Here is a 23,118-nt window from a genome sequence, read left to right on the forward strand (position 1 = left end):
CTCGTCAAACTTTTCGGACCGCACGTCGGCCGCCCGGTATGCTGAAAAGAGGAGCGAATGAACGACGTGGCTGCTCCCAATGAAATCGTCACATTGGTCAGGGTCATTGAGTATGCAGGCAGAGAGGGGGGGATTGATCGATTCCGGACCAAAGAAGCGTCACATGTCCGGCAGAATGCAGGATAGTACCGGATAGCAGCGAGGGAAGATCAGTAAATCAATATTATTTTTGGATGTTCACAGGGAGAGTCTTCGCTTGATCACGACAATCTTCCAGAGATTCTTGGGGAAAGGGCAGTAAAGATTGAGAAGTCGAGAGATTCCCGTTAAAATAGATAGGGAAGGATCTGATCGGAAGGGTCTTATTCTTTTAACCCGTTTTAATTATTTGGGTGTAGGATAAAGAAAGATTTGCATGAAATTAAGATGCTTCGCACACCTTCGCCAGACGCAGGGACATCACCGGGAGGAATGCACGTTGAAAAGCAACTGGATCAAAGACATGCTGCAGACATTGGGTCTGGAGCTGGATCTGGGCCTGAACAAAGAAGATCTCAAACTGAAGAAAACTGAAAACATGCTGGCCAAGATAACAAAAGAAAAACGTTCCATGGAGAACAGCTATGATAATCTGAAAAGCTTCTCCAAGGTGAATTCAACCATTTCCGGCCTGTTTATTTTTTATAATATCATCCGTTTTTCCTGGATCGGACTCATCATCGCGATTGGCTACAACGTGATTTCAGAAACCTTCATCAAGGACCGTCTGAAAAGCATGAAAAAGCGTATTGCATTGTGGGACGAAGAAATCCTTGGCCTGAAAGCCTCCATTGACGAGATGAAACTGACGGGAACAACCGATTCTTATGGCAAGTCGTCTCCCGGACCGGGTAAACCGTATGTGGACGCAGAAATAATCCAGGAGTATCCCAATCAGGATACGGAAGAGCCGGTTGCAGAACCTTCCTCCCAGGGAACCATTCAGGAAGCCCGGGAAGCCTATGCCATGCTGGAAAAGCTCGAGACCATTACCGCATCACTGGATCAGCATGACCATGAAATGGGCTCGCTGTTCCGCAATACCCTGAATTCAGCCCAGAAAGTGGCGGACTTCATGAAACAGAATCCAGCCAATGAAACCAAGCTGTACCTGTTCTATAATCATGTGGAAACGCTGCATGACTGGGGTGAAGGCCTCCTGGAACTGGAAAACAATGAAGTATATGATTCTCTCCTGGTCAATGTAAAGGCCAATGCCAGAAAGGCTCTGCCCATTCTGCAGGCCAAAATCGACAAGGAGTACTTCAAGCTCGTGAATCCTAAAATCATGGATCTGGAAGCAGAGATGGAAGTAATGTCCAAAGAGCAGTTCTAGGGGAGTATCATTGCAATAGACATCTCAATCAGGATCTGCAAGGATCCTCGGATCATCCCCCACTTCGAAGCAGGGCTTCTTAGTGGGGGATGAATTTTGCTGGAGAGCAAGTCGGAGACCGATTGTTAGGAAACGCATGCCGAAGGTCCTGATCCACAGGTGAAAGAGATGTGCCGGAACTTCAGTGGCCTGGACGGGGATTTCCAGTCAGAAAGAATGGGAGGAGAATAGGGTGCATTGACTGATCAGCCTCATTCCGACCGAAGAGCGGGATCTGGTACAGCTGACGTTCAACCCCTGCGGACAAACCGGGCTTAATTTCATCGAAATTCTTCTTAATCATGAACAGGACGGGAAATTTCTGTATGCCCGAAATCAAGAGATCACCCTTCCCATGGAGAGGGCGATATTGGATCGACACGGTATTGCGTCCGAACTCGTGCTGCTCTACCAATCAACCGATCCCGGACGAGCAGGGTACCAGCTGGATTATGACTGCGCACTGGAACTGATGTCTGCCGGGCAGAGCGAGTGGCTGATGACAGCGCTGAAGACAACGAACCCATCAGGTCATCAATGGATTAAGCAAGACAGTCACTTGGCAAGATAGCAGATTCCTTTGGGGTGGGATCCAGCGGAATTCGGCGGGGTTTCCCCCCAAGTTCGAGCAGATCGGGATTCTGAATCGTTCCAGGGTCCAGTTCTGGATGAACATAAAAATGAAACCAAGCCACAGCTTTGGCACCGAAGCTGATTCGTGGCAGGACCAAAAAGTTTCGATACGCAATCAAAACGAAGAGATTTGGCGCGAGGCCGAATCTCTTCGTTTTGTTGGTTTTTATTATTATGATTTATATTTCATTTGGACAGCGGTTTCACCGAGTGGAATGTCAGATCAGGCTTCCTTTGTCAGAGAAGCCAGTTCAAGGAGGGCGCTGCGCAGCGCTTCACAGTAGCGGTGAAAATGTCTGGAATATTTTTTTCGGATCAGGAAGCCGACGACGGGCATAAAAGTGAATTGAAGCCGCTGGGCCATGGATATCTCCAGCTGGATGCCCTGACCCCGCTGATTCTGATTGACGATATTGTCATCACCCAGACCGGACAGGTGGGCGGGGGCGTCGGCGACTTCGAATCCGGCCGCCCGGAGATGTCGTTCGACGATGGCGCGCCCTGTCCGATCCTGTCCGCCCAGATAAGTGGTGCGTTCATTGTCTTTGCCCATGCAGCCGTGAATGGCCAGAGTGCAGCGGGACAGTGCACTGAGGCGCCGGGCAATGCTGCAGTCATAATGCCTGGAAGTGACGTGGAGGTTGGAAAAATTGCGTTCCTGCATCTGTCCGGCGAAATCATACAGGGAAAAAGTTTCGCCGGCCACTTCATGGGCGATTTCCGAGGTGAAGAACTCGATTCCGCCGCCATGGGGCGACATGACCAGAATTCCGGATTCGGCTCGGCTGCGGGTGGTTAGACGATAATTCTCCATCGGTTCAAAAGTAAACAGTTCTTTCATGGAATTGTATTTGTCAGCCATTGGGGTCCTCCGGGTCAGTCAGCGGTCGTTTCGCTTAGTTCGGGATCTGCCGGTTCTTCGAATTCGGCATCGGGCAGCACCCGAAGGTGCATCAGGTGGATGGTCACCAAAGTTCCCAGAATTCCTAAAATGAGAAAAACAGCAGGTTTTCTGACCAGGAACATGGTCAAGCCCAATCCGAACCAGAGCAGGATCAGAGCCTTGGTCCGATGGCTTTTTCGAACAGCCCGCTTTTCGATGTAGTCGCGGATGTATTTGCCATGAATGGGGTGTTCCATCAGCCAGCGATAGAAGCGCTCGCTGCTGCGGGCGAAAAACCAGGCGCTCGCCAGCAGCAGCGGGGTCGTAGGCAGAATCGGAACGACAATGCCGATGGTTCCGGTCACGACACAGAGGATCCCCAGAATGAGGTAGATGATTCGTTTCATAAGATTAGAACTCAGCTCCTGTCTGGGGGAAGGATCCAATCAGGATCCGCAGGTCGATGGTAATGGCATGAAGGGTGTTGGTGGACAAGGTCTCCGGATCGACACCAAGGGCCATGGGAGTCATTCGAATCATATCCCGGGCCTGGTCCTGCTCCAGAGTTCTGGAATAATAGACGGACCGTCTGTCGGTCAGGGTGCAGTGCGCCTGAAAATGGCGCAGCACATCATCATCGGAATGGCTTTCATGCAGCAGTGAGCCGCCCAGCAGCTGCCGGATTTCCTTCAGGTAGTCCGGTCCCGGAATGATTTTGATCAGGAGGCCTCCGGGACGAAGCACCCGCCGGAATTCGGCATAGTTCGCCTGAGTCAGCAGATCGATCACCAGATCCTGCGAGGCATCCTGCAGCGGGATATTCGTAAGATCCGCTATAAAGAAGTTTGCTGGATGCACTCCGCTGGCAGCCATGGCGATGGCGTCCTGGGAGAGATCGAAACCGAGCAGAGTATCCTGGGTCCCGTATGCCAGTTCCCTGGTGTAGTAACCCTGACCGCAGCCGGCGTCGAGAATCACCAGCGGGTTCCCTCCGATTTGGGTGCGATGGATTTCGATGAGGGACTGCAAGGTTTCGAGCAGGGGCAGGTAGAAGCCAGCCTGCAGGATGCGTTCCCGTGCGGCAAACAGTTCTCGGGTATATTTCAGTGGCTTTTGTCCAGGCACAAAATTGACATGGCCTTTTTTGGACAGATTAAAGGTATGGCGGGATTCGCAGATCAGGCTGGAATCCTGCGCAGTCATGCTTTGATGGCAGATGGGACAGCGGAACAGAGACGCCTGGGCGAGCAGACGGGATGCTTTTTGATTCAATGGATCACAGCTCCTTGATTGAGTCGGGCTATGGGGAGTTCAGCGATAAAAAAGAAAACGAGCCGGTAAAAATATTACCAACCCGTAATGGACGATCGGATGATAACCGGGTTCCGGTCTGGCTTCATCAGCAGGACTCACCCTGCGATGTTAGTATTTCTGGCGGTTTCTAAATTCCCGTTCGATTTCCCGCATATGGGTTTTTTCCAGCAGTGAATCCCGCTTGTCGTAGTTTTTCTTTCCTTTGCCAATGGCAAGGGCAACCTTGACTTTGCCTTCCTTGAAATACAGCCGCAGAGGCACCAGGGTCGCTCCGTCCTGGCTTGACGCGATATCCAGCTTGACGATCTCATTCTTGTGCAGCAGCAGCTTCCGGTCGCGCAGGGGATTTACATTAAAGATATTGCCCTGCTCATAGGGACTGATATGCATTGCCCGCAGGATGCATTCGCCGTTGACGATGTCGGCATAGCTGTCTTTGAGATTGACTTTGCCGGCGCGGATCGATTTGACTTCCGTGCCTTTGAGTTCTATGCCCGCTTCAAATTCTTCCAGGATGAAGTAATCATGAAACGCCTTGCGGTTTTCTGCGATGGTTTTGGTATTGGCCATTTCATATCACCTCCTGACCTAACACTGCAATTATAGAAGGAATTTCTCTTAATATCAATAACCGCCCCGGCTATGTTAACAATATGTAAAAACAGGTGACAACTTTATCTGAACTATCCTGTATTAATATCAAAAACATAATCTGAGAAGGGTTTCGATGAAAGTTCAAATAGATAAATCTGTCCATGATGGGAAAACAATATCGTAAACAACAATGAGTTAAAAACTTGCAAAAGATATTAATCCGTGAAAGATCACTTGCAAAAATGAAATCAAGAAGATATTATATAAGTGTAGAAGAAAGCAAGAGCCATCAAAGAAATCCTTTGAATGACCTGATGCAATAGATTAACAAAATATTAAATTAAGTGAGGTCGTATCATGGTAAAAAACATTATGAACTTTATTACTGGAAGAAACTTGAAAATGGAACAGGGCACTATTCAGGACATTAACACAATGACAATGGAACTGAACAAGGCAAACCTGGAAAGAGAACTTTCCAACATCGCTGATCGCATGATCCGCAGAATCTAGTCAACCTCCTAAGACGTTTCGATAAATTTCCCCCCGAAAGAAAGCAGTCCTTCTGCCGAAGAAGGAACAGCCTGTTTGAAAGAAGAGGCAATCATGACTCTCCCCCCATAAGAGTTCAATGAGTTGGTGAGAACGCCGGCGGCACAATCAGTGCTGCCGGCGTTTTCGTCCGGTCAATTTCTCCTTCGGACGGAATGTCTGCTGCTGTGAAAGGGCAGGAGGGGCATTCTTAATCCTCCTTCGGGGGGCAGTTTAAGAACGGCAGAATCAGCATAACCGCCCACCGGTCAAAATGAAGTATGATATGATATTAATGCAGGTACCCTTAGTTCGACGAAGAGCCATCCGACCCAATGCGGAAAAACAGACACAGGTGATTCATCGGTCTGCCATGCAATGCACCGGTCTGCCAAGTGATTGGTCGCCTTGCCCGGTTCCATCAACAGGATGGATGCAGGATCCCTGTTGGACCGAAGGAACTGCATATCCTGGATTATTCCTTTCAGCTTTTTTCGAACATCAGAAAATTGCTGACACTGAACCATTGCATGCACAAGAAAAGACAGCCTGAGGATTTAATTGCATTAAACGGAGGTGAGATCAGTGAGCGATATCATTGATTTGAGCAAATTTAAGGAGAAGGTGCGGGACAAAGATGTGGATGAACTGGAAAATTACATCTATTCTCTTTATTTTCAGGTGGCTGAAGGCAAAATGACCTTGGCGGACGTCAACCGTGAAATCAGAAAGTATGTGGAGGAGAACGACATCTCCCATACCAAATTCATGGAGATTCAGAAGAAACTGATTGAACGCTATGGCTATGATCCCAATGAACTGGAGAAGCAACTGATGCAAGATCCGTCGCTGCTGGGGCAGTCGCGGGGTCTGCTCGAAAAATACGGCAAATCCATTGAGGAAGCCAAGGGCTATCGCAAGGTTATCAAGAATAACCGCAATGAACTGGTCATTTTTGCAACGGGTCATCGCATCATTCTGCTCAGTGAAAAAAAGATCGACCTGGAGGACAACGAAGTTCACGAATTTCTGGTCTCTTACAAGCGTCAGGCGGGTAGCGAAACCCTGGACGTTCAGCTAGCTGAGTCGATTCAAACCTTTCAGTATTGAACCAGCGAATCTTTGAAGCGGATCTTATAACGGATCTTTGAAGTAGATCTTATAAGTGATCTTTGTTAATGTGAGTAAATACCAGACAAGGAGAATGCCTCACCAAGCGGTGAGGCATTCTCCTTGTCCGGTTATCAGGGGACAGAGGTTATCAATGACCGGAGGTGATTCTGAGATCCTTCCAGTGCGTTTTAGCGTAGAATCTGAAAAATGGTTTCATCCGGTATGACTTCCCGTGGTTCTTCAGTCAGGCTGTCGATCCGAGCATAGGACATATCCTGGAGGATGAACTGTTTCAGAGCTGCGATCTGCTCCGGTTCTCCCTGGGCTTCCAGCAGAACCTGGCCGGAAGGAAGATTTTTTACGAATCCGGTGACACCGATGGCTTTTGTCGCCTGCAATGTCTGCCAGCGAAATCCCACACCCTGAACCCGGCCGGAAATTAGATATTGGAAGCGTTTCATCATGACTGGGATTTCTGGTCAATGAGGTGACCGCGTTCCGGGATGTCATTGCCTTCTTCATCCAACGGGGTGAAAGGTCCGATATAATGCTCCGCCTTTTGAGTCAGGGTTTCTTCCTGGTCAAGGTCCAGTTCCAGGGCTGGCTCCACCTGATAGGCCGGTTCATTTTCAACCCAGAAGGAAAAATCATCGGCTTCCGATGCCTCGGGCAATGGAGCCTGATCCGTCGGGTAGACGGGGGTGAGTTCCACCGCTTTGGCAAATGGGTTTTTCGACAGCGCAGTCCGGTAATTATGCACTCGCAGATAATCCAGATAGACCGCTGTGGTAATTTTGGCGCCGTAGACCGGATCCTGTGCGTTGACTTCGAAGTGGTAGAAATCATTGAGGTCTTCAATGCCAAAGTCGGTCAGTTTCGGGTATAGGTTGCGGGCCAGCGTTTCAGTATCGATGGCATCCGTCAGCAGGATGGAATTGGAATGTTCCCTCAGCCAGGCGTTGGCGTAGCTTTTATCGTGGATGATCAGCGGGAAGTCCCGGGTATAGGTCTTGAGATATTTCAGCGCGTCTTCCAGTTCCAGATCGATGGCCTTGCTTTTCTTTCCCGGGCTTTTTAGCGGCAGGTACAGGCTGTCGGTGAGATAACCGCCTTCATAGCGGACGGCCTGGATGGAGTAAACCCGAGACTTGTAAGGATCCTCGTCATCTCCGTCAAAATACAGTGCGATGAACCGAGGGAACAGGGGAGCCGTCAGCTGGGGTTCCCGCAGCTTGGACCTGGGGTTGAACAAAGGTTTTTCCATCAGCATGGCCCGGTAGCTGGTCCGTTCCTTATTCAAAAGGATCTTGAGGAGATCAAAAAACAGGATGATCCCAGTCGACACCAGAAGAAACCGGATGCCGGCCGCGCTCAGATGGGATGATTCACCCCCTCCGGCGATAAACAGGATCAGAAGGGCACAGCCCAGTGCAATAAAGCTGAAGAAATAGGAGCGGGTCAGTAGTTTACTAATCATGGATGAAAGCCTCCCGATGGTAATATGGCAAAAAAAGATTCAGGAACTCCTTCGCGGTCGAGGCCGGCAGTATGTGTTTTTTTCCTGTCCGGTCACCGAATCAAGCGGAGCATAATCCATCGTTTTATTGTACAATGGGGTATGGGATCTCTGGATCCTGAATGAAGTCATTGCAATTATTATACACAGAAACAAAAACCCTGGGTGAAAGATATGAAAAAAAGTAACAATACAACCGAGCGCAGACTGTTTAACCGCTATACCGCTCTGTTTCTGATCATGCTGGCGGTTATGGGGCTCATCGGCCGAACGCTGTTCGGACTTCAGATTGTCAGCGGCGAAGAATTTCAGAATAAGGCAGATGCCTATTCGGTGAAAGATATCAGTGAACCGGCGCCGCGCGGAGAAATCCTGGACCGCAACGGCGAAGTGCTGGCGACCAATCTCTCGTCCTATGACCTGATTTACAATGAAACCCGAGAATCGGCTGCTCAATTCTACAGCGTGATGGGAGAATTCTTCCGCCTCCTGGATCGAACCGGTGAGGAACTCTATGACACGTTTGAACTGAAGGCCGAACCGGCCTTCGCCTTCGATTTTAAGACCAGCAGTCCCAGTGCCTCCCAGACCCGTGAACTTCGCTTTAAGAAAGACCGCAACATGGATTCCTGGATCCTCAAATCCGGTTACGGCAAGATGATCGGGAAAACGCAGATCAAGGATCTGAGCAATGAAGAAAGCGAGGAGCTCAATAAAATGCTGCTGGCGGTGACACCGGAGGAGACCTTCCAATATCTGGTGCGCTATCATGGCCTTTATAAAATCCTGGGACTGAGCAAAACCGAAGAAGCTGCCCTGCTTAAGCTGACGGATCGGGAAGTGACCGAGACCGTACTAAAAAAACTGTCTGTACCGGAACTGCGCCGCTACATGGTGATTCGGGATCAGGTGCGGATGAAAGTCTATCAGTCCAACAAGTCCGTACCGCTGGTCAAGACCATGACCAAGCAGAACGCCTTTGTCTTCATGCAGAAAGCCAATCTGCTGGCCGGCATTGATGTGCAGCTCAGCCCCACCCGGATCTATCCCTATGGAACGCTGGGGGCTCATGTGCTGGGTTATTTGTCCAACATCAGCGAATACAATAAGGATAAATACGAATCCATGGGCTATGACCTGAATCAGGACATGATCGGGGTTTACGGCATTGAAGAAGCCTTTGAGCAGGAACTGCGCGGAAACAAGTCCGTCACCACCGTCAAGGTCGACAAACAGGGACGAACGGTCAGCGAGCTGTTCAAGCTGGAGGGCTATCCCGGATCCAGCGTCCAGCTGACCCTGGACAAGGATCTGCAGTATACAGCTCAGATGGCGCTGGATGCCACGCTGAAGAATCTGCGCACCAGCTTTGTGGATCATACCCAGGGCAAATCCAACAACGCCACCCGCGGCGCGGTGGTGGTCATTCAGGTGAAAACCGGCAAGGTACTGGCCATGGCCTCGAATCCGGATTTTGATCCCAATGTGTTCATCGCTCCGGGCGCGCTGACTCCTGAACTGTATTCGACCTACTTTAATCCAGATCTGGAGGCTTTCGGCACAAACCTGATCCAGAACTTGCCCATTCCGGGCAAGACCCTGGATGACATCTTCCCCAAAAATAAGGAAGGGGTTCGCCAGGATTATTATGACAACTATCCCAAGCCATTCCTGAATTACGCCACCCAGGGCCTGTCCCCGGTGGGATCCATCTTTAAGCCCTTTACCTCACTCGCCGCCCTGCAGCACGGCGTGGTCGACAAGAACACGATCATCGACGACACCGGCGTATACGAACGGCCGGAGTTGAAAGGCTATCGCCCAACCAACAACAACAGCATGCCCTACGGTCTGCTGGATCTGACCGAGGCGCTGAAGCTGTCTTCCAACGTCTTCTTCCTGGAAATGGGCTGGCGAATGCATCAGAAGTCTGGTCCCAACGCCATCGCCGAAACCGTCTGGAAACTGGGACTGGGCCATGATCCCACCGAAGGGGTTCATTCAACGACCGGCATTGAGATTAACGAGAATGTATACGGCAACATCTTCAACTTTGAGTCCCGCAAGCAGATTATCGGGCGAGCCGCCTATGGTGATCTGGTCAATGTCCTGAAAAAGGGAATTGCCCGGGACGGCAAGCGGTTTAAGCCGCTGGACGTGTCGCTCAAGGATACAGATTCCGAGAAAATGCGGGAACTGAAACTCGAGATGGACCGGGGCCTGCGGGAATACTGGAGCAAGGCTCAGTTCAACGATCCCCGGACTGTTGATGAGAAATTCGACGAAATCCGGCAGATTCTTGACTATAACCTCAACTACATCATATCGCTCCTGCCCGCCGAAGAGCAGGAAGGCATGGCCGACTCGACCTACTTGGCGGATCAGGTTGCCAGTGTCCTGGTGTATGACCGCGGCCGCGAACTGACCACCCCGGTCAATATCATGAATGCCAGCATCGGTCAGGGCGACGCGGAACTGACACTGCTCCAGATCGCCAATGCCATAGCCACTCTGGCCAATGGCGGAACCCGCTACCGGACTTCTCTGGTTGACCGGATTCTTGATCCGGAAGGCAATCTGGTCAAGGTTGTGGAGCCGGAAGTCCTGGAAGAGGTTTCAATCAAGGATGAACACCTGAAACTGATCTATGAAGGCATGCACAAGGTCAATACCGTCGAGGGCGGAACGGCCTACCGCTACATGAAAGACTTCCCGATCGAGACCGCCGGAAAAACCGGTACGGCTCAGTATCGCGAAAACAATATGGCCAACTATGTCGGCCGTCACCAGTACGGAACCTACATTACGTTCGCGCCCCTGGAGGATCCGGAGATCGCCATCGCAGTCATCGGGTATGACGCCATCCACGGTTCCTTCATGATCCCGGTCGCCCGGGCCATCTACGAAGAATATTTTGAGGAACGGATCCAGAAGGAAGCTCCGGATTATGTCCGAAGCTTTGACTACCAGCTCAAGCCGGTCATGAAAGTGGAACCGTCTCTGCTCAAGCTGGAGGAGCCGACGGAACTGACGACAACGCCCGTCATCGACTCCTACCTTCCGGGAGTGCCGGTTCCGGCTTACCTCAATCAGCCGGTCAACACCCGCCCGGACGGTACACCGCCGCGGATCAAAACGCCTCAGGGAGAGCAACCGGCAGAACCGGAAGCACCGGCGGATCCAACAGGTGATTAAATAAGGATAGGACCAAACGGAGAAGCAGTCAGATTGACTGCTTATTCCGGAACCTTAATTGAGAAATATTATCAATAGTCCAGTGCAAGGAGTTTGCCATGAACGAATCACGCATTGTCATTCTGGGGGCAGGCTATGCCGGAATCCGGCTGGCCCGGCGCCTGCTGGCGGAAAAGCAGTACGATCGGCTGACGCTGATTGACCAGAATGACCATCATACCCTCATCACCAACCTGCATGAAGTCGCCTCCGGTCGGGTGGAACCCCAAACCCTGGAGATCCCGCTGGATCATATCCTGGAGCATGCCCGGGTGGAACGAATCCGTGACCGGATCCGCTCCATCGACCTGGAGTCCAGGATCCTGACCGGGGAGAGCGGCAGTTATCCTTATGACCAGTTAATCATCGCCTCGGGAGCGGTCCCCTTTTTCTATGGAGTGCCGGGTGCGCAGGAACACAGCCTTACCCTGAACACTATGAAGGATGCCTTGTCGATCCGGCAGTGGCTGAGGCAAAATCCCGACGGCCGGATCGTACTGTGCGGAGCGGGTTTGACGGGAGTCGAGCTGGCAGCAGATCTGAAGGCCATGGCGCCGAATCTTGCCGTGACGCTGGTGGAAGCCAGAGACAACATCCTGCCGGATCTGCCCCTCCCGGTTCAGGAAAAAGTGAGGCGCAAGCTGGAACGGCGGGGAATCCGCCTGATGACGGCTGCGCGGGTCACGGAAGTTTGCGAATCCGGCGTTCGGCTGGAAGGGTGTCCTGAAGCCGAGCTCCAGGCGGACCTGGTCGTATGGACCAGCGGAAATCGGGCCGCATTTCGTCTGGATGCGCCCCAGGGGGAGGCAGCTGAACCGATTTTGGATGACGCGCTGCGCCTGCGTAGCCATCCGGAAGTCTGTGCAGTGGGGGATGGCGGCGATCCAGACTGGGCCTGCGTGGAAAACGGACTGCAGTCCGCGGATCTGGTAGCTAAAAATCTGCTGACCGGGGAGGGTGACATTCACTCCTATCAGCCCAGCCGGCGCGGACTGATGATTTCACTGGGACCCTCTGATGGGGTGACAACGACCCGAATCCCCTTATCGGGGTGGCCGGCGGTCGTACTGAAGTTCCTGGTGGATCTGTATTATGTGTTTTCCGTCGGCGGCCTGGGTTCGGCTGCCAATTATTTTACCGGGCACCTGGTTCGTCCAGCGCATGGCCGGACTCTGACCGGACGCCTCCTCTCCAGCCGGGGACAGCGCTTCTGGCTGCTCCCGCTCCGCCTGTACCTGGGCGGTCTGTGGTTTCTGGAAGCCTGGAAAAAAGTCATTGGACCAGCTCAGTTTGCCAAAGCTGTCTCGGCTCGTGATTACCTCACCGTGGGCAGCGATTCGTGGCTTCGTCCCGGAAACCTGCAGGTGCCCTTTGCCTGGCTGCGGGATGTCGATGCCGTCAGCAGTGCCACCATGGCAGGTACAAACGGTCCGGTGCTGGAAGAGCTTCCCGTCTGGTATGAAGCACTGATGCGCACCATTATGCCCACGCCCGCTCTGGGAGCCTTCTTCCAAAGTCTGCTGGTATGGGCGGAATTTGCCGTTGGCGTGGGACTGATTCTGGGTCTTGCGGTCTTTCTCTCTGCTCTTCTGTCCTTCGCTCTGACGGTCAACTTTTTCCTCTCCGGCGTCGCCGGCTGGCAGCTGCTCTGGATTCTGCCGGCTTCACTGGCTCTGCTGGGCGGTGCCGGCAGGATCATGGGGCTGGATGCCTGGCTCATCCCCTGGATCCATCGGCAGCTGAAGATTGATTCCCTGTAATTCAGCGCAAGGACAGAAATCTGAACCCCGCCAGCCGAGTGATGGATCCGGCCGGCCTTGATTTCAAACTTCATGGATTCCCAAATTCGATCATTTCTGAATTTGTTGATCCAATGGCCAGATCGTCCTGAGGATGTTCCGGTGTTTCAGAACGTGCAAATTTTAAGCAATTTTTACCGGGAACTGGTATAATGTAGTATTAGAAACCAGAAAGGAATGAAATCAGTTGAAATACTTTAAAATAAAGCTTCTGGATATTGTCCTGATCGGGCTTTTGATCCTTGCTTCCTTTATCCCCAATGCCGTGTTTGCCTATCAGGCTATGAGCAGCCCGGCACAGAGCGATGCCATCTATGTGGTCATCAAGATCGACTCACAGGAAGTGGAGCGGATCCAGCTGGATGAAACCAAGGCGGCTTATGTCCATGAAATTGTCACCCCCAAGGGTGAAAAAAATACGATTCGAATCGACGGCGGCACAGTAACAATGATCACAGCCGATTGTCCGGATCAGATCTGTGTAACGGCATTCCCCCCTATCTCCAAGGATGGCGAGCAGATCATCTGCCTGCCCCATATGCTGGTGGTTGAGGTTGAAGGGGGAGACAAAGCAAAAGGAGATCTGAACGCATACTGATGAGAAACAATAAAAATGTCTACAAGATGGTGTATATCGCGCTCCTGGTCGCCCAGGCCATGGTCGTCTTCAAGCTGGAAGAGTTCATTCCGGTTCCATTCCCCGCCATACCGGGGGCCAAGCTGGGGCTGGCAAACATCTTTACCATGGTGGCGCTCTATACCCTTCGTCCGGGCGAGGCCTTCGGCGTCGTTGTCCTGCGCTCGGTTCTTTCGATGCTGATTTCCAACAATCCCGGAGCGTTCATTTACTCCTTTTCCGGGGCGATGCTGTCCTTTGTCGTGATGCTGCTGCTGAAAAACACCTTTGGGAACCGGCTTTCCCGGATCGGAGTCTCAGTCGGCGGGGCATTCAGCCACAATCTGGGGCAGCTGCTGGCCGCCGCGCTGATGGTGGCCGAGCCGCGGATTCTGATGTATCTGCCGGCTCTGACGATCATCGCCGTACCGACCGGTTTCTTTATTGGCATGACCGCTAACTTCATGCTGGAGCATATGGGAAAACTGGGCATTATGAGGGAGTTGAAACGCTGATGGGATTTTGGCAGGACCAGCCGAAACTGAACGAACGACTGAATCAGATCCAGGAAATTATGCAGGCTGAGGTCCCCCGTACCGGGCGGTTCTCAGCCGTTTTGACTCCATTGACGGCCCAGTCGGGAAAAATGCTGCGACCGGCGCTGCTGGTTCTGTCCGCCGGATTCAGCACCAGTCCGTGGGAGGTCAATCACCTGGCGGCGGCGCTGGAATTCCTCCATCTGGCTTCATTGATTCACGACGACATCATTGATCATGGCCGGGAACGGCGGGGACAACCGACCGTGGTCCGTCAGCATGGAACAGCCATGGCTCTTTATGCCGGCGACTACCTGATTTTTCTGGCAGCACGGTGTCTGTACGGGCTGGAGGCAGACCGCCTGCCCCGGCTGCCGATGGACTTCATGGGACCGCTTCTGGAGGCGGAGGCAGAGCAGCTGGAGTCACGCTTCAGCATGGAGCAGACACCCGCTGGCTATCTGGCCCGAATTGAAGCCAAGACCGGGCTGCTGTTCTCCCTGGCCAGTTCGGCGGGATTTGCCGTCAGGCAGGAATCACCCCATGACATCGAACCGATGAAACGGGCCGGCCTGGATTTTGGAATTGCCTTTCAACTGCGGGATGACCTGGCGGATCTGTCGGATTCAGCTTATTCAGATCTGCGGGAAGGTAACTTTACGCTGCCGGTCATCTTTGCCCTGGAGGAAGATCCCGCTCTGAAGGTTGAACTGGCTGATTTGGGGCCAGGGATCCCTGATGAGGCTGCCTTCGACCGGATTGTCCGGCGCATCGAAGGTACTGGTGCCATCCGGCGCACCCAGGCCGTCATCCGCGACCATCTGAATCGATCAGCCGCTGTATTCCGCAGTCACCTGGGGGCTGAGGAATGGAGGCATTACGAATGGATGAATCAACAACTCTTCGGGGGATATTATGAAGATCAAAGCCTATGCGAAAATTAATCTGACCCTGGATGTCACGGGTAAGCGTGCCGATGGGTATCATCTGCTCCAAATGGTCATGCAGACCATTGACCTGGCAGATGATGTTTCGGTGGAGCTCGCCGGCGAGGGCATCGCCCTGACCTGCAACCTGCCCTATGTCCCGGTGACTGAAAAAAACATCGCCTATCGGGCGGCGGTTCGTTTTCTGGAAGCGACGGGAATTCATTCGGGTGTGCGCATCCATCTGGAAAAACGGATTCCGGTGGCTGCCGGGCTGGCCGGAGGGTCTACTGATGCGGGCGCTGTTCTGACGGCACTCAATGGACTGACGGGCCATCCCCTGACGCAGGAGAAGCTGCTGGAGCTGGGGCTCAGTCTGGGTGCGGATGTTCCCTTTACCATGACCGGCGGAACCGCTTTGTGCGAAGGAGTCGGTGAAATCATCACACCGCTGCCGGATTTTTGCAATCACTGGGTGTTGCTGGTGAAACCTCCCTTTGGGGTGTCCACCCGGCAGGTGTTCACCGACTTCAGACTCGACCGGGTCCGGCGCCATCCGGCCACTCAGGCGGTGCAGGCAGCCATTGCCGCCGACGATCTGGCAGGAGTTGCCCGGCATTTGGGAAATGTGCTGGAAAATGTGACGCTGACTCGGCACCCGCTCCTGCGCAATCTGAAAACGGAGCTGATCCGGCGCGGAGCGTTGGGCAGCCTGATGTCAGGTTCTGGACCCACCGTGTTTGGATTGTTTGACAGCGAAGCAGCCGCCCGCGACGCCTATGTCTGGTTTCACGGGAAGTATCCGGAGACCTTCCTGGTTCAGACCCTGGGCCGACAAGCTGTCGCGAAGGGTTAAACCAGAGAACAAGAGGCTCCCCGCCGATCCACCGGCAATGAAAGGTTAGCGGTGGATCGGCGGGGAGCCTTATTGCGGCCGGAAAGGAGTTTCCTGCCCATAGTGGTTGAACTGAAGGTTAATGCTTTTCCTGGGTTTCGTCCAGGAGCTGAGAGATTTCTTCATCGCTCAACTCATAGAAATCTTCATCCGAGACTTCTTTGGAGCGGCGCCGCAGGAATTCCATCAGGCGGGATGTCATTTTATTGGACTCCAGCCTGGTTTTCGCATCATCGAAAAGACCCTTTAATTTCTCATTAAAGCCTTCATCTTCCAGGGTGTCGGCATTGGGAACAGCTGTTTTATTCTGACGGTGGAAGTCATCGACCATGAGTCGAAGCAGTCCATAAATTTTTTCCGTAGAATCCGGTTTGGCAAAAGCGCGGATCCGATCCGTCATATCTTCCAGCTTATGGGGATGGAAGAGCAGCGCTTCAATCTGGCCGGCACTGTCTTCTCCGTCACCCAGATCAATGGCCAGCTGGTTTTTCAGAAGAAAGTGCTTGTTCTGTTCCTCCTGCCCGCCGATGGCTTTAAAGATCGCCATGGGTGTTCCGGTGATGAGCGCTTCTGTGACGGTCAGGCCGCCGGGCTTTGTGACCAGAAGATCAGTGGCCTGAAGCAGGGCATCCATGAAATGGCAGAATTTTAAGACCGCGATATTCTTGTCGGACTTCAGTGAAATTTCCAGGGCTTCGTCATACAACTTCTGGTTATTGGCAGCTACCACAACGATATTGAACTGCCGGGGAATGGAATCCAGTTCCTTCAGGATGGTTTTGATATGGCCCAGAGCCAGTGATCCGCCCATCAGGGTTACCGTGGGCAGCTGTTCATCCAGGCCGATGCCGGACAGGGTCTGACTGCGGTCATACGGGTTCAGGAAAGTGGATCTGAACGGAATGCCGTAGGGAAAAACGGTGCGCCTGTCTCGTCCGGTCTTGGTGAGTTCCTCGACGACGGACTCGTGGGCTACCACATAGAAGTCGATGCCGGGATGTACCCACAGGGCGTGACTGCCGTAATCCGTGATGATGGCCAGGGCCGGCAGATTGAGGTGTCCTGATGTTTTGAGAGCGCTGAGCATCTGGGTGGTAAACGGGTGAGTCGAAATGATGACATCCGGCTGAGTTTCTACGATCAGGGGCAGCAGACGATCGGCCAGAAGTTCGTCAAATTTTTCAGCGAAGGCGGTTACGCTCTCATCTTTGCGGTTAAACACCGAGTAGAGCATGGAGAAGCCTTTCGGATAAATTTTCAATGAATTGAGATACGTTCCGATCACGACTTTGTCGAGGATCGGACTGATGTATTTGAGTGTATCAACTATTTTGATCCGGGAGTCCGGTTCGTTTTTCAGGATGTATTCGGATATCGCCTCTGCCGCCGCATTGTGCCCGTGGCCGGCAGAAATCGTGAGCATAAGTGTGTTCATGTGGATAACCCTCCGCTTTGTCTATTATATCACTTCATGGGACGGGATAGAACGGGGCAGAACAAAGCCCTTTTCCCAAGGGTTTTCAGATTTGCCGGGCGAGAGCTGCTCCGATCGGTGGGAGGACTGCTTCGTCTCAGGCAACAGCGGGCTGCCCGAAATCCGGGAATGATTGAGCAGCCTGATACTCCAAAAAAGCGAAGGGCCGCTGAGAACCGGTTTTCCGCGCAGACCAGCACTCACCGTCCCGGATCGTCCGGAGCACTCAGAAAGAACGGCCAAGCCCCCCGTTTAGGTGGTTCTTAAGGTATAATGGAATGAGGAAAGACAGGTGATATTTATGGATAAGGCAGTGATTCAGATCAGGACATTGCTTCCGGGAGAGTCAGAATACATCGAGCTGACAAGTCTGGGCAATATTGTGCGGGAAGGGGACAAAGTGATTGTATCCTACGCCGAAAGTGAACTGACCGGAATGGATGATACCCAGACCACCATCATTATGGATCAGGCGGATGTAACGATCCGGCGTCAAGGAAGCTTTACGTCCACGCTGGAGTTTTCGCTGCTTGAACCCAGGCAGTGCCTCTATCATACGCCCTACGGGACATTCAACGTCACGACCCATACCCAGGAATACCGGGTGGTGGACGACGAACGAAAGATGGAACTGTTCCTGAAATACGGACTGGTCATTGAGGGCGAGTCACAGGGCAGCACCCGCATTGAAATGGTGGTCCGGCCTCAGGCCTCGAGAGATCAGTAATCCAGCGGTGAACTCCGATCAGGAACAGGCCGAAACTTTGCCGCAGTCGGCAGACTGGGCAATTCATTGGGTTCGAGGGAACAGAAGATAAATCAAAATTGGGAAACGCAGCCTCCGGATGTCGCTTGGACACCGGAGGCTGCGTTGATGATCGGCTCATCACTCATCTGAGGTTCGAAACAGGTCAGCCATCTGGCGGGCGGTGACATCCAGATCCCCAGGATCCAGGCGGGAATAGTCAACAATGAGGGTGGCGTTGTACTCATCCGAGCGGCCATGGACGTATTCAGACAGAAAGCTGAGGTTCAGTCCCGATGCCCGGGAAGTCCGAATCAGCGCGGTTTCCGATTTTTTGGTATCGACTTTGACCAGAAAGTGGAGGCCGGCGTCTTCCCCGATGAATTGATGCGGTATGCTGCCAAAGGCTTGGCGCAGAGCAGATTTCAGGCCGTCCCGCTGTTTGCGGTACGCTGTTTTCATGCGGTTGAGATGCTTTTCAAAATAACCCTGGCGTATAAACCGGGCCAGCGTGTACTGCTCGAAACTGGGGACAGGGCAGGAATAGAAGGAAAGCTCGGATTGATAGCGCTCCACGAGGGGAGGCGGCAGAACCATATAGCTGATTCGGATGGAAGGTGAAATGGTTCGGGAAAAGGTGTTGATATAAATGACCTTGTCGGACTGATCCATGCTGTAGAGCGAAGGAATGGGCCGGCCCTGGTAACGGAATTCGGAGTCGTAGTCATCTTCGATGATGTACCGGCTGCTGTGCTGGGCAGCCCAGGCCAGCAGATCAAATCTGCGCCCCGCTGGCATCACGATGCCGGTCGGATAATGATGCGAAGGGGACACATGGGTGACTTCAGCACCGGTCCAGGTCAGAGCCTGAACCGAGAACCCCTTGTCATCCATGGGAATGAACTGACAGACTGCCCCGTAATGCTGATAAATGCGGGCAATTTTTGGATATCCGGGATTTTCGACGGCGTAGCGCAGATCCTTGCCCAGGAGCTGAATGATTCGGCCATAGAGGTACTCGGTTCCGGCGCCGATGATGATCTGTCCGGGAGAAACGGTCATTCCCCGAAAATGGAACAGGTGCCAGGCGATGGCTTCCCGAAGTTCTGTGACGCCATGAAACGGAGTCGGAGCAAGCAGGGTTTTGTTTTCTTCGGTCAGGATCTGGCGCATGAGCCGGGCCCAGACCGAGAAGGGGAATTCCGTATAGCTGAGGGCTTCGGTCACTGGCGGGTGCCGGAGCGTCGTCGAACCATCGGTCCGGCTTTGGGATCCGGCAGGCATTGTCTGAATCGGGACTGTAGTCTCAAGGGCCAGGGGACTGACAAAATAACCCTGCTTCTCCTGACTGTAGACATACCCTTCCAGAACGAGCTGAGCATAGGCATTTTCAACCGTGATGACGCTGATCTGCAAATGGCGGGCCAGCTTGCGCTTGGATGGGAGTTTTTCATGGGCGGTCAGGGTGCCGGTCAGGATGTCCTGTCGGATTTTTTGATAAAGAAATTCGTAGAGGGGAAGTGATCCCCGGGATTCCATATGATAAGTCAGCATAAATGCCTCCTGTAATTAATCTGGTCTTATCAGATTAGTTTAAAATGGTCATTGATCCAATACCAAGCTTCAGTATACTGGAGAAGAAAACAGAAGTAAACCGCAGGGGGCGGCACTGTATGGTACTGAATATTGTTATATGACATTGACTGACATTCGATGTTACGGTACGTCATCGCTCGGCTCTGCGCTGCTTCATATTACACTGCATAACGATGCACCATACTGCATCCTACAGGGGGAAGATTATGAATAACGAACGAATTGGTTTAAACAAGGAACTGGCTCAGATGCTCAAGGGCGGCGTCATCATGGATGTTACAACTCCGGAACAGGCAAGAATTGCCGAGGCAGCCGGAGCCTGCGCTGTCATGGCCCTGGAACGGATTCCGGCGGACATTCGGGCTGCCGGGGGTGTTTCCCGCATGAGTGATCCGAAAATGATCCGGGAGATTCAGGACGCGGTATCCATTCCAGTCATGGCCAAAGTCCGCATCGGTCACTTTGTGGAAGCGCAGATTCTGGAAGCCGTTGAGATTGACTTCATCGATGAAAGTGAAGTACTCTCTCCGGCCGATGATGTTTACCACATTGACAAAACCGCCTTCAAGGCACCGTTTGTCTGCGGCGCGCGGGATCTGGGCGAAGCTCTGCGGCGGATCGCCGAAGGGGCCAGCATGATCCGGACCAAGGGTGAGCCAGGAACGGGCGACGTGGTTCAGGCTGTCCGGCACTTAAGAAAAATCAATTCAGAAATCAGCCGGGTTCAGGCGGCTCGTCCGGATGAACTGTTCGAAATGGCCAAACAGCTGATGGTTCCGCTGGATCTGATCCGTTACGTGCATGATCATGGCCGGCTGCCCGTTGTCAACTTTGCCGCCGGCGGAGTGGCAACTCCCGCGGATGCTGCCCTGATGATGCAGCTGGGAGCGGAAGGCGTCTTCGTTGGTTCAGGGATCTTTAAGTCCGGCGATCCGGCCCGGCGGGCCAAGGCCATTGTCAAGGCCGTGACGAATTATCAGGATGCCGCCATGCTGGCGGAACTGTCCGCTGACCTGGGCGAAGCCATGGTCGGCATCAATGAGCAGGAAATTGAGATTCTTATGGCGGAGCGTGGAAAATAATGAGAGTCGGCGTGCTTGCCCTGCAGGGGGCCTTTGCAGAACATCGCCGGATGCTGGAACAGAGGGGGATTGAAAGCTTTGAAATCCGTCAGCTGAAGGATCTGGACGGTCCCATGGATGGCCTGATCCTGCCGGGCGGGGAAAGCACCGTCATGGGACAGCTTTTAACAGAGCTCGGTCTGATGGAACCTCTGCGGCAGAAGATAAGCCAGGGGCTGCCGGTATTCGGCACCTGTGCCGGCATGATACTTCTCGCCCGTTCCATCACCGAGCAGGCGCTCACCCACTTTGCTACCATGGATATCCATGTTCGCCGCAATGCCTTCGGGCGCCAGCTGGGAAGCTTTGAGGCCCTGGGAACCTTCAGCGGCAATACAGCGGTGCCCATGCGGTTCATCCGCGCCCCGTTCATAGAAAAGGTGGGTCCCGAGACAGAGATTCTTTCCATGGTCCAGGGAAAGATCGTCGCAGCCCGGCAGGACAGCCAGCTGGTTACGGCGTTTCATCCCGAACTGACCGACGACACCTTTGTTCATGATTATTTCATCGAGATGATCCGATCCCGGCAGGCAGCCTCCTAGCTGCACAGATGTCGTATTCTGATCCGATGACAAATGGTCATCACACAGCCGGGCGATGATTACAAAGCCGAGCGATGATTACAAAGCCCGGCAATAATCAAAAAGTCAGAGAACCGATCCATACCAGTGTGCGGATCGGTTTTCTGGCTTATCTTTGTACATCAGCTCGCCTGAATCACCGAGTCAGGGGCAGTTAGTTGTTCGGTGCCTGGAAGACTCTGGGATTGGGCGCTTTGATAACGAACATCTCCATTACTTCATCATGAGCATTGCTGACATTCATCTTTGTGTTGTAGGGAATGTTGATAATACTGCCTTGGGGATAATGCTGTGCTTCCTGTTCACCCAGCTGGAGAGTCAGCGTGCCGCGCAGAATCGTCATGTAGACATTGGAGTTGGAGAAGTGTTCGGGGAGACCGGCTCCTTTGGGGAAGATCATGTGGTTGATCATCACTTCATCTGCGTCAATTATTTTCTCAACCTTTTTTTCGTCATCAAGCGAGTAGGAATGAACTGTTTCAATCATCGGTATACTCCTTTCCATTGTTTTGTTTTCTTTTCTTTTCTTTCTTATCTTGTGACTTGATTAAAGCTTCACTTGTTTCGTCTGATTTATTGCATGGAAACTTGATTCATTCTTTTCCGGGTTCAATTTACTCATCTGAAAGGACTGTCTCCCGCGAAAAGCGGAAGTTACAGTTCTGGTCGGGACCGTTCCTCCGGAACTCTGGGTATGGGGACAGCTGATCTCGTATTCCTGAAGGCAGGGGGAAAAAGGGGTCCTCTTCCCGCTGAATTCCAGTATACTGCAGATAGAGCAAACAGAGTGTTGCCTGGGTAACACTCTGTCCAGGCAACGGGTACCATCAGACTGGGACAAACTGTGCCTGTCATGTTAATTACTCCGGCCGGTCGACTGCCGGAGGAGTCAGCTTCTCACTTCGAAGAATTTTGCTCATGGCCTTGCCTTTGGCCAGTTCATCAATCAGCTTGTCCAAATACCGGACTTCACGCATCACAGGGTCTTCGATATTCTCGACCCGGACCCCGCAGACTACGCCCTGAATTAATTGGCGGGAGGGGTTCAGGAGAGGGGCCTCCCGGAAAAATGTCTCATAATCGACTTCCTGTGCGATTTGACTGTCCAGCATATCCTGAGAGTATCCGGTAAGCCACCGGATGATTTCATCCACTTCAGCTCGGGTTCTGCCTTTCTTCTCTGCTTTCGCTACGAGCAGTGGATAAACCCGGGCAAAGCTCATGCGATAAACTCGGTGTTCGGTCATAATGATCCTCCTTCGGGCGGATCGGATTTGAAACGGAAAGACGCAGGGACGTCAGCATCCTATCAGCAGGCCATCAGGACCTCATGACAGCAGGACGTCAACCGTCTCACGGATCGTTCTCTCATTATATCATAAGTTAATGAACTGGATATTCTAAGTTGATGAATTGACAGTTACTTGATTGTACTCCGGCTGAATCTATTTCTTCCTGAGCAATCAGAGTGGTTCAGGCGAAGCCGGAGTGAACACCGGATCCGATGCCAGAAGTGAAGTCATTTGCTGCGCGGTTCGTCGATCAATATTTGGGATTTTCGTGAAACCGGGCTTGCGGTTGCAGAGAAAATGGACAG

Annotated in this window: 24 protein-coding genes; 14 read left to right on the top strand and 10 right to left on the bottom strand. The window is 52.6% G+C overall.

The window, feature by feature from the left end:
• The first annotated feature begins 57 nt into the window (after positions 1-57).
• The 3 genes from P6M73_RS06235 to P6M73_RS06245 all read left to right on the top strand — a co-directional run bounded on the left by P6M73_RS06235 (position 58) and on the right by P6M73_RS06245 (position 1,985).
• Entirely contained in the window at positions 58-186 is a 129-nt protein-coding gene (locus tag P6M73_RS06235; RefSeq protein WP_277855252.1) for a hypothetical protein, read from the top strand.
• A gap of 292 nt (positions 187-478) precedes the next feature.
• Complete coding sequence (locus P6M73_RS06240; protein WP_277855253.1) at positions 479-1,375, top strand: hypothetical protein; 897 nt, start codon at positions 479-481, stop codon at positions 1,373-1,375.
• Between the two features lie 409 nt (positions 1,376-1,784).
• Positions 1,785-1,985, top strand: coding sequence for a hypothetical protein (locus tag P6M73_RS06245; RefSeq protein ID WP_277855254.1), 201 nt, complete (start codon positions 1,785-1,787; stop codon positions 1,983-1,985).
• A gap of 285 nt (positions 1,986-2,270) precedes the next feature.
• On the opposite strand, the gene P6M73_RS06250 is transcribed toward P6M73_RS06245, so the two are convergent.
• The 4 genes from P6M73_RS06250 to smpB form a co-directional block, all read right to left on the bottom strand.
• Positions 2,271-2,909, bottom strand: coding sequence for a poly-gamma-glutamate hydrolase family protein (locus tag P6M73_RS06250; RefSeq protein ID WP_277855255.1), 639 nt, complete (start codon positions 2,907-2,909; stop codon positions 2,271-2,273).
• A gap of 14 nt (positions 2,910-2,923) precedes the next feature.
• The gene (locus P6M73_RS06255) at positions 2,924-3,337 is read right to left on the bottom strand and encodes a YbaN family protein (RefSeq protein WP_277855256.1); all 414 of its coding nucleotides are present in this window, start codon (positions 3,335-3,337) and stop codon (positions 2,924-2,926) included.
• Positions 3,338-3,341: 4 nt separating this feature from the next.
• Entirely contained in the window at positions 3,342-4,202 is an 861-nt protein-coding gene (locus tag P6M73_RS06260; protein ID WP_277855257.1) for a methyltransferase domain-containing protein, read from the bottom strand.
• A gap of 150 nt (positions 4,203-4,352) precedes the next feature.
• Positions 4,353-4,814 carry an SsrA-binding protein SmpB gene (gene smpB, locus P6M73_RS06265; RefSeq protein ID WP_277855258.1) on the bottom strand — a complete coding sequence of 154 codons (462 nt, stop codon included), beginning with the start codon at positions 4,812-4,814 and terminating at the stop codon, positions 4,353-4,355.
• A gap of 381 nt (positions 4,815-5,195) precedes the next feature.
• Between smpB and P6M73_RS06270 the strand changes: the two genes are divergently transcribed.
• Both P6M73_RS06270 and P6M73_RS06275 read left to right on the top strand, forming a co-directional pair.
• Positions 5,196-5,351, top strand: a complete 156-nt coding sequence (locus P6M73_RS06270; protein WP_277855259.1) for a hypothetical protein — start codon at positions 5,196-5,198, stop codon at positions 5,349-5,351.
• Positions 5,352-5,954: 603 nt separating this feature from the next.
• Complete coding sequence (locus P6M73_RS06275) at positions 5,955-6,479, top strand: DUF3867 family protein (protein WP_277855260.1); 525 nt, start codon at positions 5,955-5,957, stop codon at positions 6,477-6,479.
• Positions 6,480-6,670: 191 nt separating this feature from the next.
• Here the strand turns inward: P6M73_RS06275 and P6M73_RS06280 are convergent, their stop codons facing one another.
• Both P6M73_RS06280 and P6M73_RS06285 read right to left on the bottom strand, forming a co-directional pair.
• Complete coding sequence (locus P6M73_RS06280) at positions 6,671-6,946, bottom strand: acylphosphatase (RefSeq protein WP_277855261.1); 276 nt, start codon at positions 6,944-6,946, stop codon at positions 6,671-6,673.
• On the bottom strand, positions 6,943-7,959 hold the full coding sequence (locus tag P6M73_RS06285; RefSeq protein ID WP_277855262.1) for a 3'-5' exonuclease family protein: 1,017 nt from the start codon (positions 7,957-7,959) through the stop codon (positions 6,943-6,945). The genes P6M73_RS06280 and P6M73_RS06285 overlap by 4 nt, the downstream gene beginning before the upstream one ends.
• A 213-nt stretch (positions 7,960-8,172) precedes the next feature.
• On the opposite strand from P6M73_RS06285, the gene P6M73_RS06290 reads away from it, so the two are divergent.
• The 6 genes from P6M73_RS06290 to ispE all read left to right on the top strand — a co-directional run bounded on the left by P6M73_RS06290 (position 8,173) and on the right by ispE (position 15,965).
• On the top strand, positions 8,173-11,193 hold the full coding sequence (locus P6M73_RS06290; protein WP_277855263.1) for a peptidoglycan D,D-transpeptidase FtsI family protein: 3,021 nt from the start codon (positions 8,173-8,175) through the stop codon (positions 11,191-11,193).
• Between the two features lie 98 nt (positions 11,194-11,291).
• Complete coding sequence (locus tag P6M73_RS06295) at positions 11,292-12,992, top strand: FAD-dependent oxidoreductase (protein WP_277855264.1); 1,701 nt, start codon at positions 11,292-11,294, stop codon at positions 12,990-12,992.
• Positions 12,993-13,218: 226 nt separating this feature from the next.
• Complete coding sequence (locus tag P6M73_RS06300; RefSeq protein WP_277855265.1) at positions 13,219-13,629, top strand: NusG domain II-containing protein; 411 nt, start codon at positions 13,219-13,221, stop codon at positions 13,627-13,629.
• On the top strand, positions 13,629-14,162 hold the full coding sequence (locus P6M73_RS06305; RefSeq protein WP_277855266.1) for a Gx transporter family protein: 534 nt from the start codon (positions 13,629-13,631) through the stop codon (positions 14,160-14,162). The genes P6M73_RS06300 and P6M73_RS06305 overlap by 1 nt, the downstream gene beginning before the upstream one ends.
• Complete coding sequence (locus P6M73_RS06310) at positions 14,162-15,127, top strand: polyprenyl synthetase family protein (protein WP_277855267.1); 966 nt, start codon at positions 14,162-14,164, stop codon at positions 15,125-15,127. Before P6M73_RS06305 ends, P6M73_RS06310 begins: the two co-directional genes overlap by 1 nt.
• Entirely contained in the window at positions 15,099-15,965 is an 867-nt protein-coding gene (gene ispE / locus P6M73_RS06315) for a 4-(cytidine 5'-diphospho)-2-C-methyl-D-erythritol kinase (RefSeq protein ID WP_277855268.1), read from the top strand. The genes P6M73_RS06310 and ispE overlap by 29 nt, the downstream gene beginning before the upstream one ends.
• A 118-nt stretch (positions 15,966-16,083) precedes the next feature.
• On the opposite strand, the gene P6M73_RS06320 is transcribed toward ispE, so the two are convergent.
• Entirely contained in the window at positions 16,084-17,439 is a 1,356-nt protein-coding gene (locus tag P6M73_RS06320; protein ID WP_277855269.1) for an MGDG synthase family glycosyltransferase, read from the bottom strand.
• A 340-nt stretch (positions 17,440-17,779) separates the two neighbouring features.
• Between P6M73_RS06320 and P6M73_RS06325 the strand changes: the two genes are divergently transcribed.
• Complete coding sequence (locus P6M73_RS06325; RefSeq protein WP_277855270.1) at positions 17,780-18,205, top strand: YwiB family protein; 426 nt, start codon at positions 17,780-17,782, stop codon at positions 18,203-18,205.
• 159 nt (positions 18,206-18,364) lie between these two features.
• Here P6M73_RS06325 and pdxR read toward each other — a convergent pair whose 3' ends face one another.
• Positions 18,365-19,777, bottom strand: coding sequence for a MocR-like pyridoxine biosynthesis transcription factor PdxR (gene pdxR / locus P6M73_RS06330; protein ID WP_277855271.1), 1,413 nt, complete (start codon positions 19,775-19,777; stop codon positions 18,365-18,367).
• Between the two features lie 248 nt (positions 19,778-20,025).
• Here pdxR and pdxS point away from each other — a divergent pair, with 248 nt between their 5' ends.
• On the top strand, positions 20,026-20,901 hold the full coding sequence (gene pdxS, locus P6M73_RS06335; RefSeq protein ID WP_277855272.1) for a pyridoxal 5'-phosphate synthase lyase subunit PdxS: 876 nt from the start codon (positions 20,026-20,028) through the stop codon (positions 20,899-20,901).
• On the top strand, positions 20,901-21,482 hold the full coding sequence (gene pdxT, locus P6M73_RS06340) for a pyridoxal 5'-phosphate synthase glutaminase subunit PdxT (protein WP_277855273.1): 582 nt from the start codon (positions 20,901-20,903) through the stop codon (positions 21,480-21,482). The genes pdxS and pdxT overlap by 1 nt, the downstream gene beginning before the upstream one ends.
• Positions 21,483-21,675: 193 nt before the next feature.
• Here the strand turns inward: pdxT and P6M73_RS06345 are convergent, their stop codons facing one another.
• Both P6M73_RS06345 and P6M73_RS06350 read right to left on the bottom strand, forming a co-directional pair.
• Entirely contained in the window at positions 21,676-22,008 is a 333-nt protein-coding gene (locus P6M73_RS06345) for a cupin domain-containing protein (protein ID WP_277855274.1), read from the bottom strand.
• 373 nt (positions 22,009-22,381) lie between these two features.
• Positions 22,382-22,768: a DUF2200 domain-containing protein gene (locus P6M73_RS06350; protein ID WP_277855275.1), complete on the bottom strand. Its 387-nt coding sequence runs from the start codon at positions 22,766-22,768 to the stop codon at positions 22,382-22,384.
• Positions 22,769-23,118: the final 350 nt, after the last annotated feature.

The sequence above is a fragment of the Anaerococcoides asporogena genome, assembly GCF_029590275.1.
Classification (GTDB): Bacteria; Bacillota; Clostridia; order Clostridiales; family Clostridiaceae; genus JG1575.

What these genes read in the sequence shown, in the direction of transcription:
- P6M73_RS06235 (WP_277855252.1), top strand. Translation starts at nt 58, where the DNA reads ATGAACGACGTGGCTGCTCCCAATGAAATCGTCACATTGGTCAGGGTC.
- P6M73_RS06250 (WP_277855255.1), bottom strand. Translation starts at nt 2,909, where the DNA reads ATGGCTGACAAATACAATTCCATGAAAGAACTGTTTACTTTTGAACCG.
- P6M73_RS06255 (WP_277855256.1), bottom strand. Translation starts at nt 3,337, where the DNA reads ATGAAACGAATCATCTACCTCATTCTGGGGATCCTCTGTGTCGTGACC.
- smpB (WP_277855258.1), bottom strand. Translation starts at nt 4,814, where the DNA reads ATGGCCAATACCAAAACCATCGCAGAAAACCGCAAGGCGTTTCATGAT.
- P6M73_RS06270 (WP_277855259.1), top strand. Translation starts at nt 5,196, where the DNA reads ATGGTAAAAAACATTATGAACTTTATTACTGGAAGAAACTTGAAAATG.
- P6M73_RS06280 (WP_277855261.1), bottom strand. Translation starts at nt 6,946, where the DNA reads ATGATGAAACGCTTCCAATATCTAATTTCCGGCCGGGTTCAGGGTGTG.
- P6M73_RS06285 (WP_277855262.1), bottom strand. Translation starts at nt 7,959, where the DNA reads ATGATTAGTAAACTACTGACCCGCTCCTATTTCTTCAGCTTTATTGCA.
- P6M73_RS06290 (WP_277855263.1), top strand. Translation starts at nt 8,173, where the DNA reads ATGAAAAAAAGTAACAATACAACCGAGCGCAGACTGTTTAACCGCTAT.
- P6M73_RS06295 (WP_277855264.1), top strand. Translation starts at nt 11,292, where the DNA reads ATGAACGAATCACGCATTGTCATTCTGGGGGCAGGCTATGCCGGAATC.
- P6M73_RS06305 (WP_277855266.1), top strand. Translation starts at nt 13,629, where the DNA reads ATGAGAAACAATAAAAATGTCTACAAGATGGTGTATATCGCGCTCCTG.
- P6M73_RS06310 (WP_277855267.1), top strand. Translation starts at nt 14,162, where the DNA reads ATGGGATTTTGGCAGGACCAGCCGAAACTGAACGAACGACTGAATCAG.
- ispE (WP_277855268.1), top strand. Translation starts at nt 15,099, where the DNA reads ATGAAGATCAAAGCCTATGCGAAAATTAATCTGACCCTGGATGTCACG.
- P6M73_RS06320 (WP_277855269.1), bottom strand. Translation starts at nt 17,439, where the DNA reads ATGAACACACTTATGCTCACGATTTCTGCCGGCCACGGGCACAATGCG.
- P6M73_RS06325 (WP_277855270.1), top strand. Translation starts at nt 17,780, where the DNA reads ATGGATAAGGCAGTGATTCAGATCAGGACATTGCTTCCGGGAGAGTCA.
- pdxR (WP_277855271.1), bottom strand. Translation starts at nt 19,777, where the DNA reads ATGCTGACTTATCATATGGAATCCCGGGGATCACTTCCCCTCTACGAA.
- pdxS (WP_277855272.1), top strand. Translation starts at nt 20,026, where the DNA reads ATGAATAACGAACGAATTGGTTTAAACAAGGAACTGGCTCAGATGCTC.
- pdxT (WP_277855273.1), top strand. Translation starts at nt 20,901, where the DNA reads ATGAGAGTCGGCGTGCTTGCCCTGCAGGGGGCCTTTGCAGAACATCGC.
- P6M73_RS06345 (WP_277855274.1), bottom strand. Translation starts at nt 22,008, where the DNA reads ATGATTGAAACAGTTCATTCCTACTCGCTTGATGACGAAAAAAAGGTT.
- P6M73_RS06350 (WP_277855275.1), bottom strand. Translation starts at nt 22,768, where the DNA reads ATGACCGAACACCGAGTTTATCGCATGAGCTTTGCCCGGGTTTATCCA.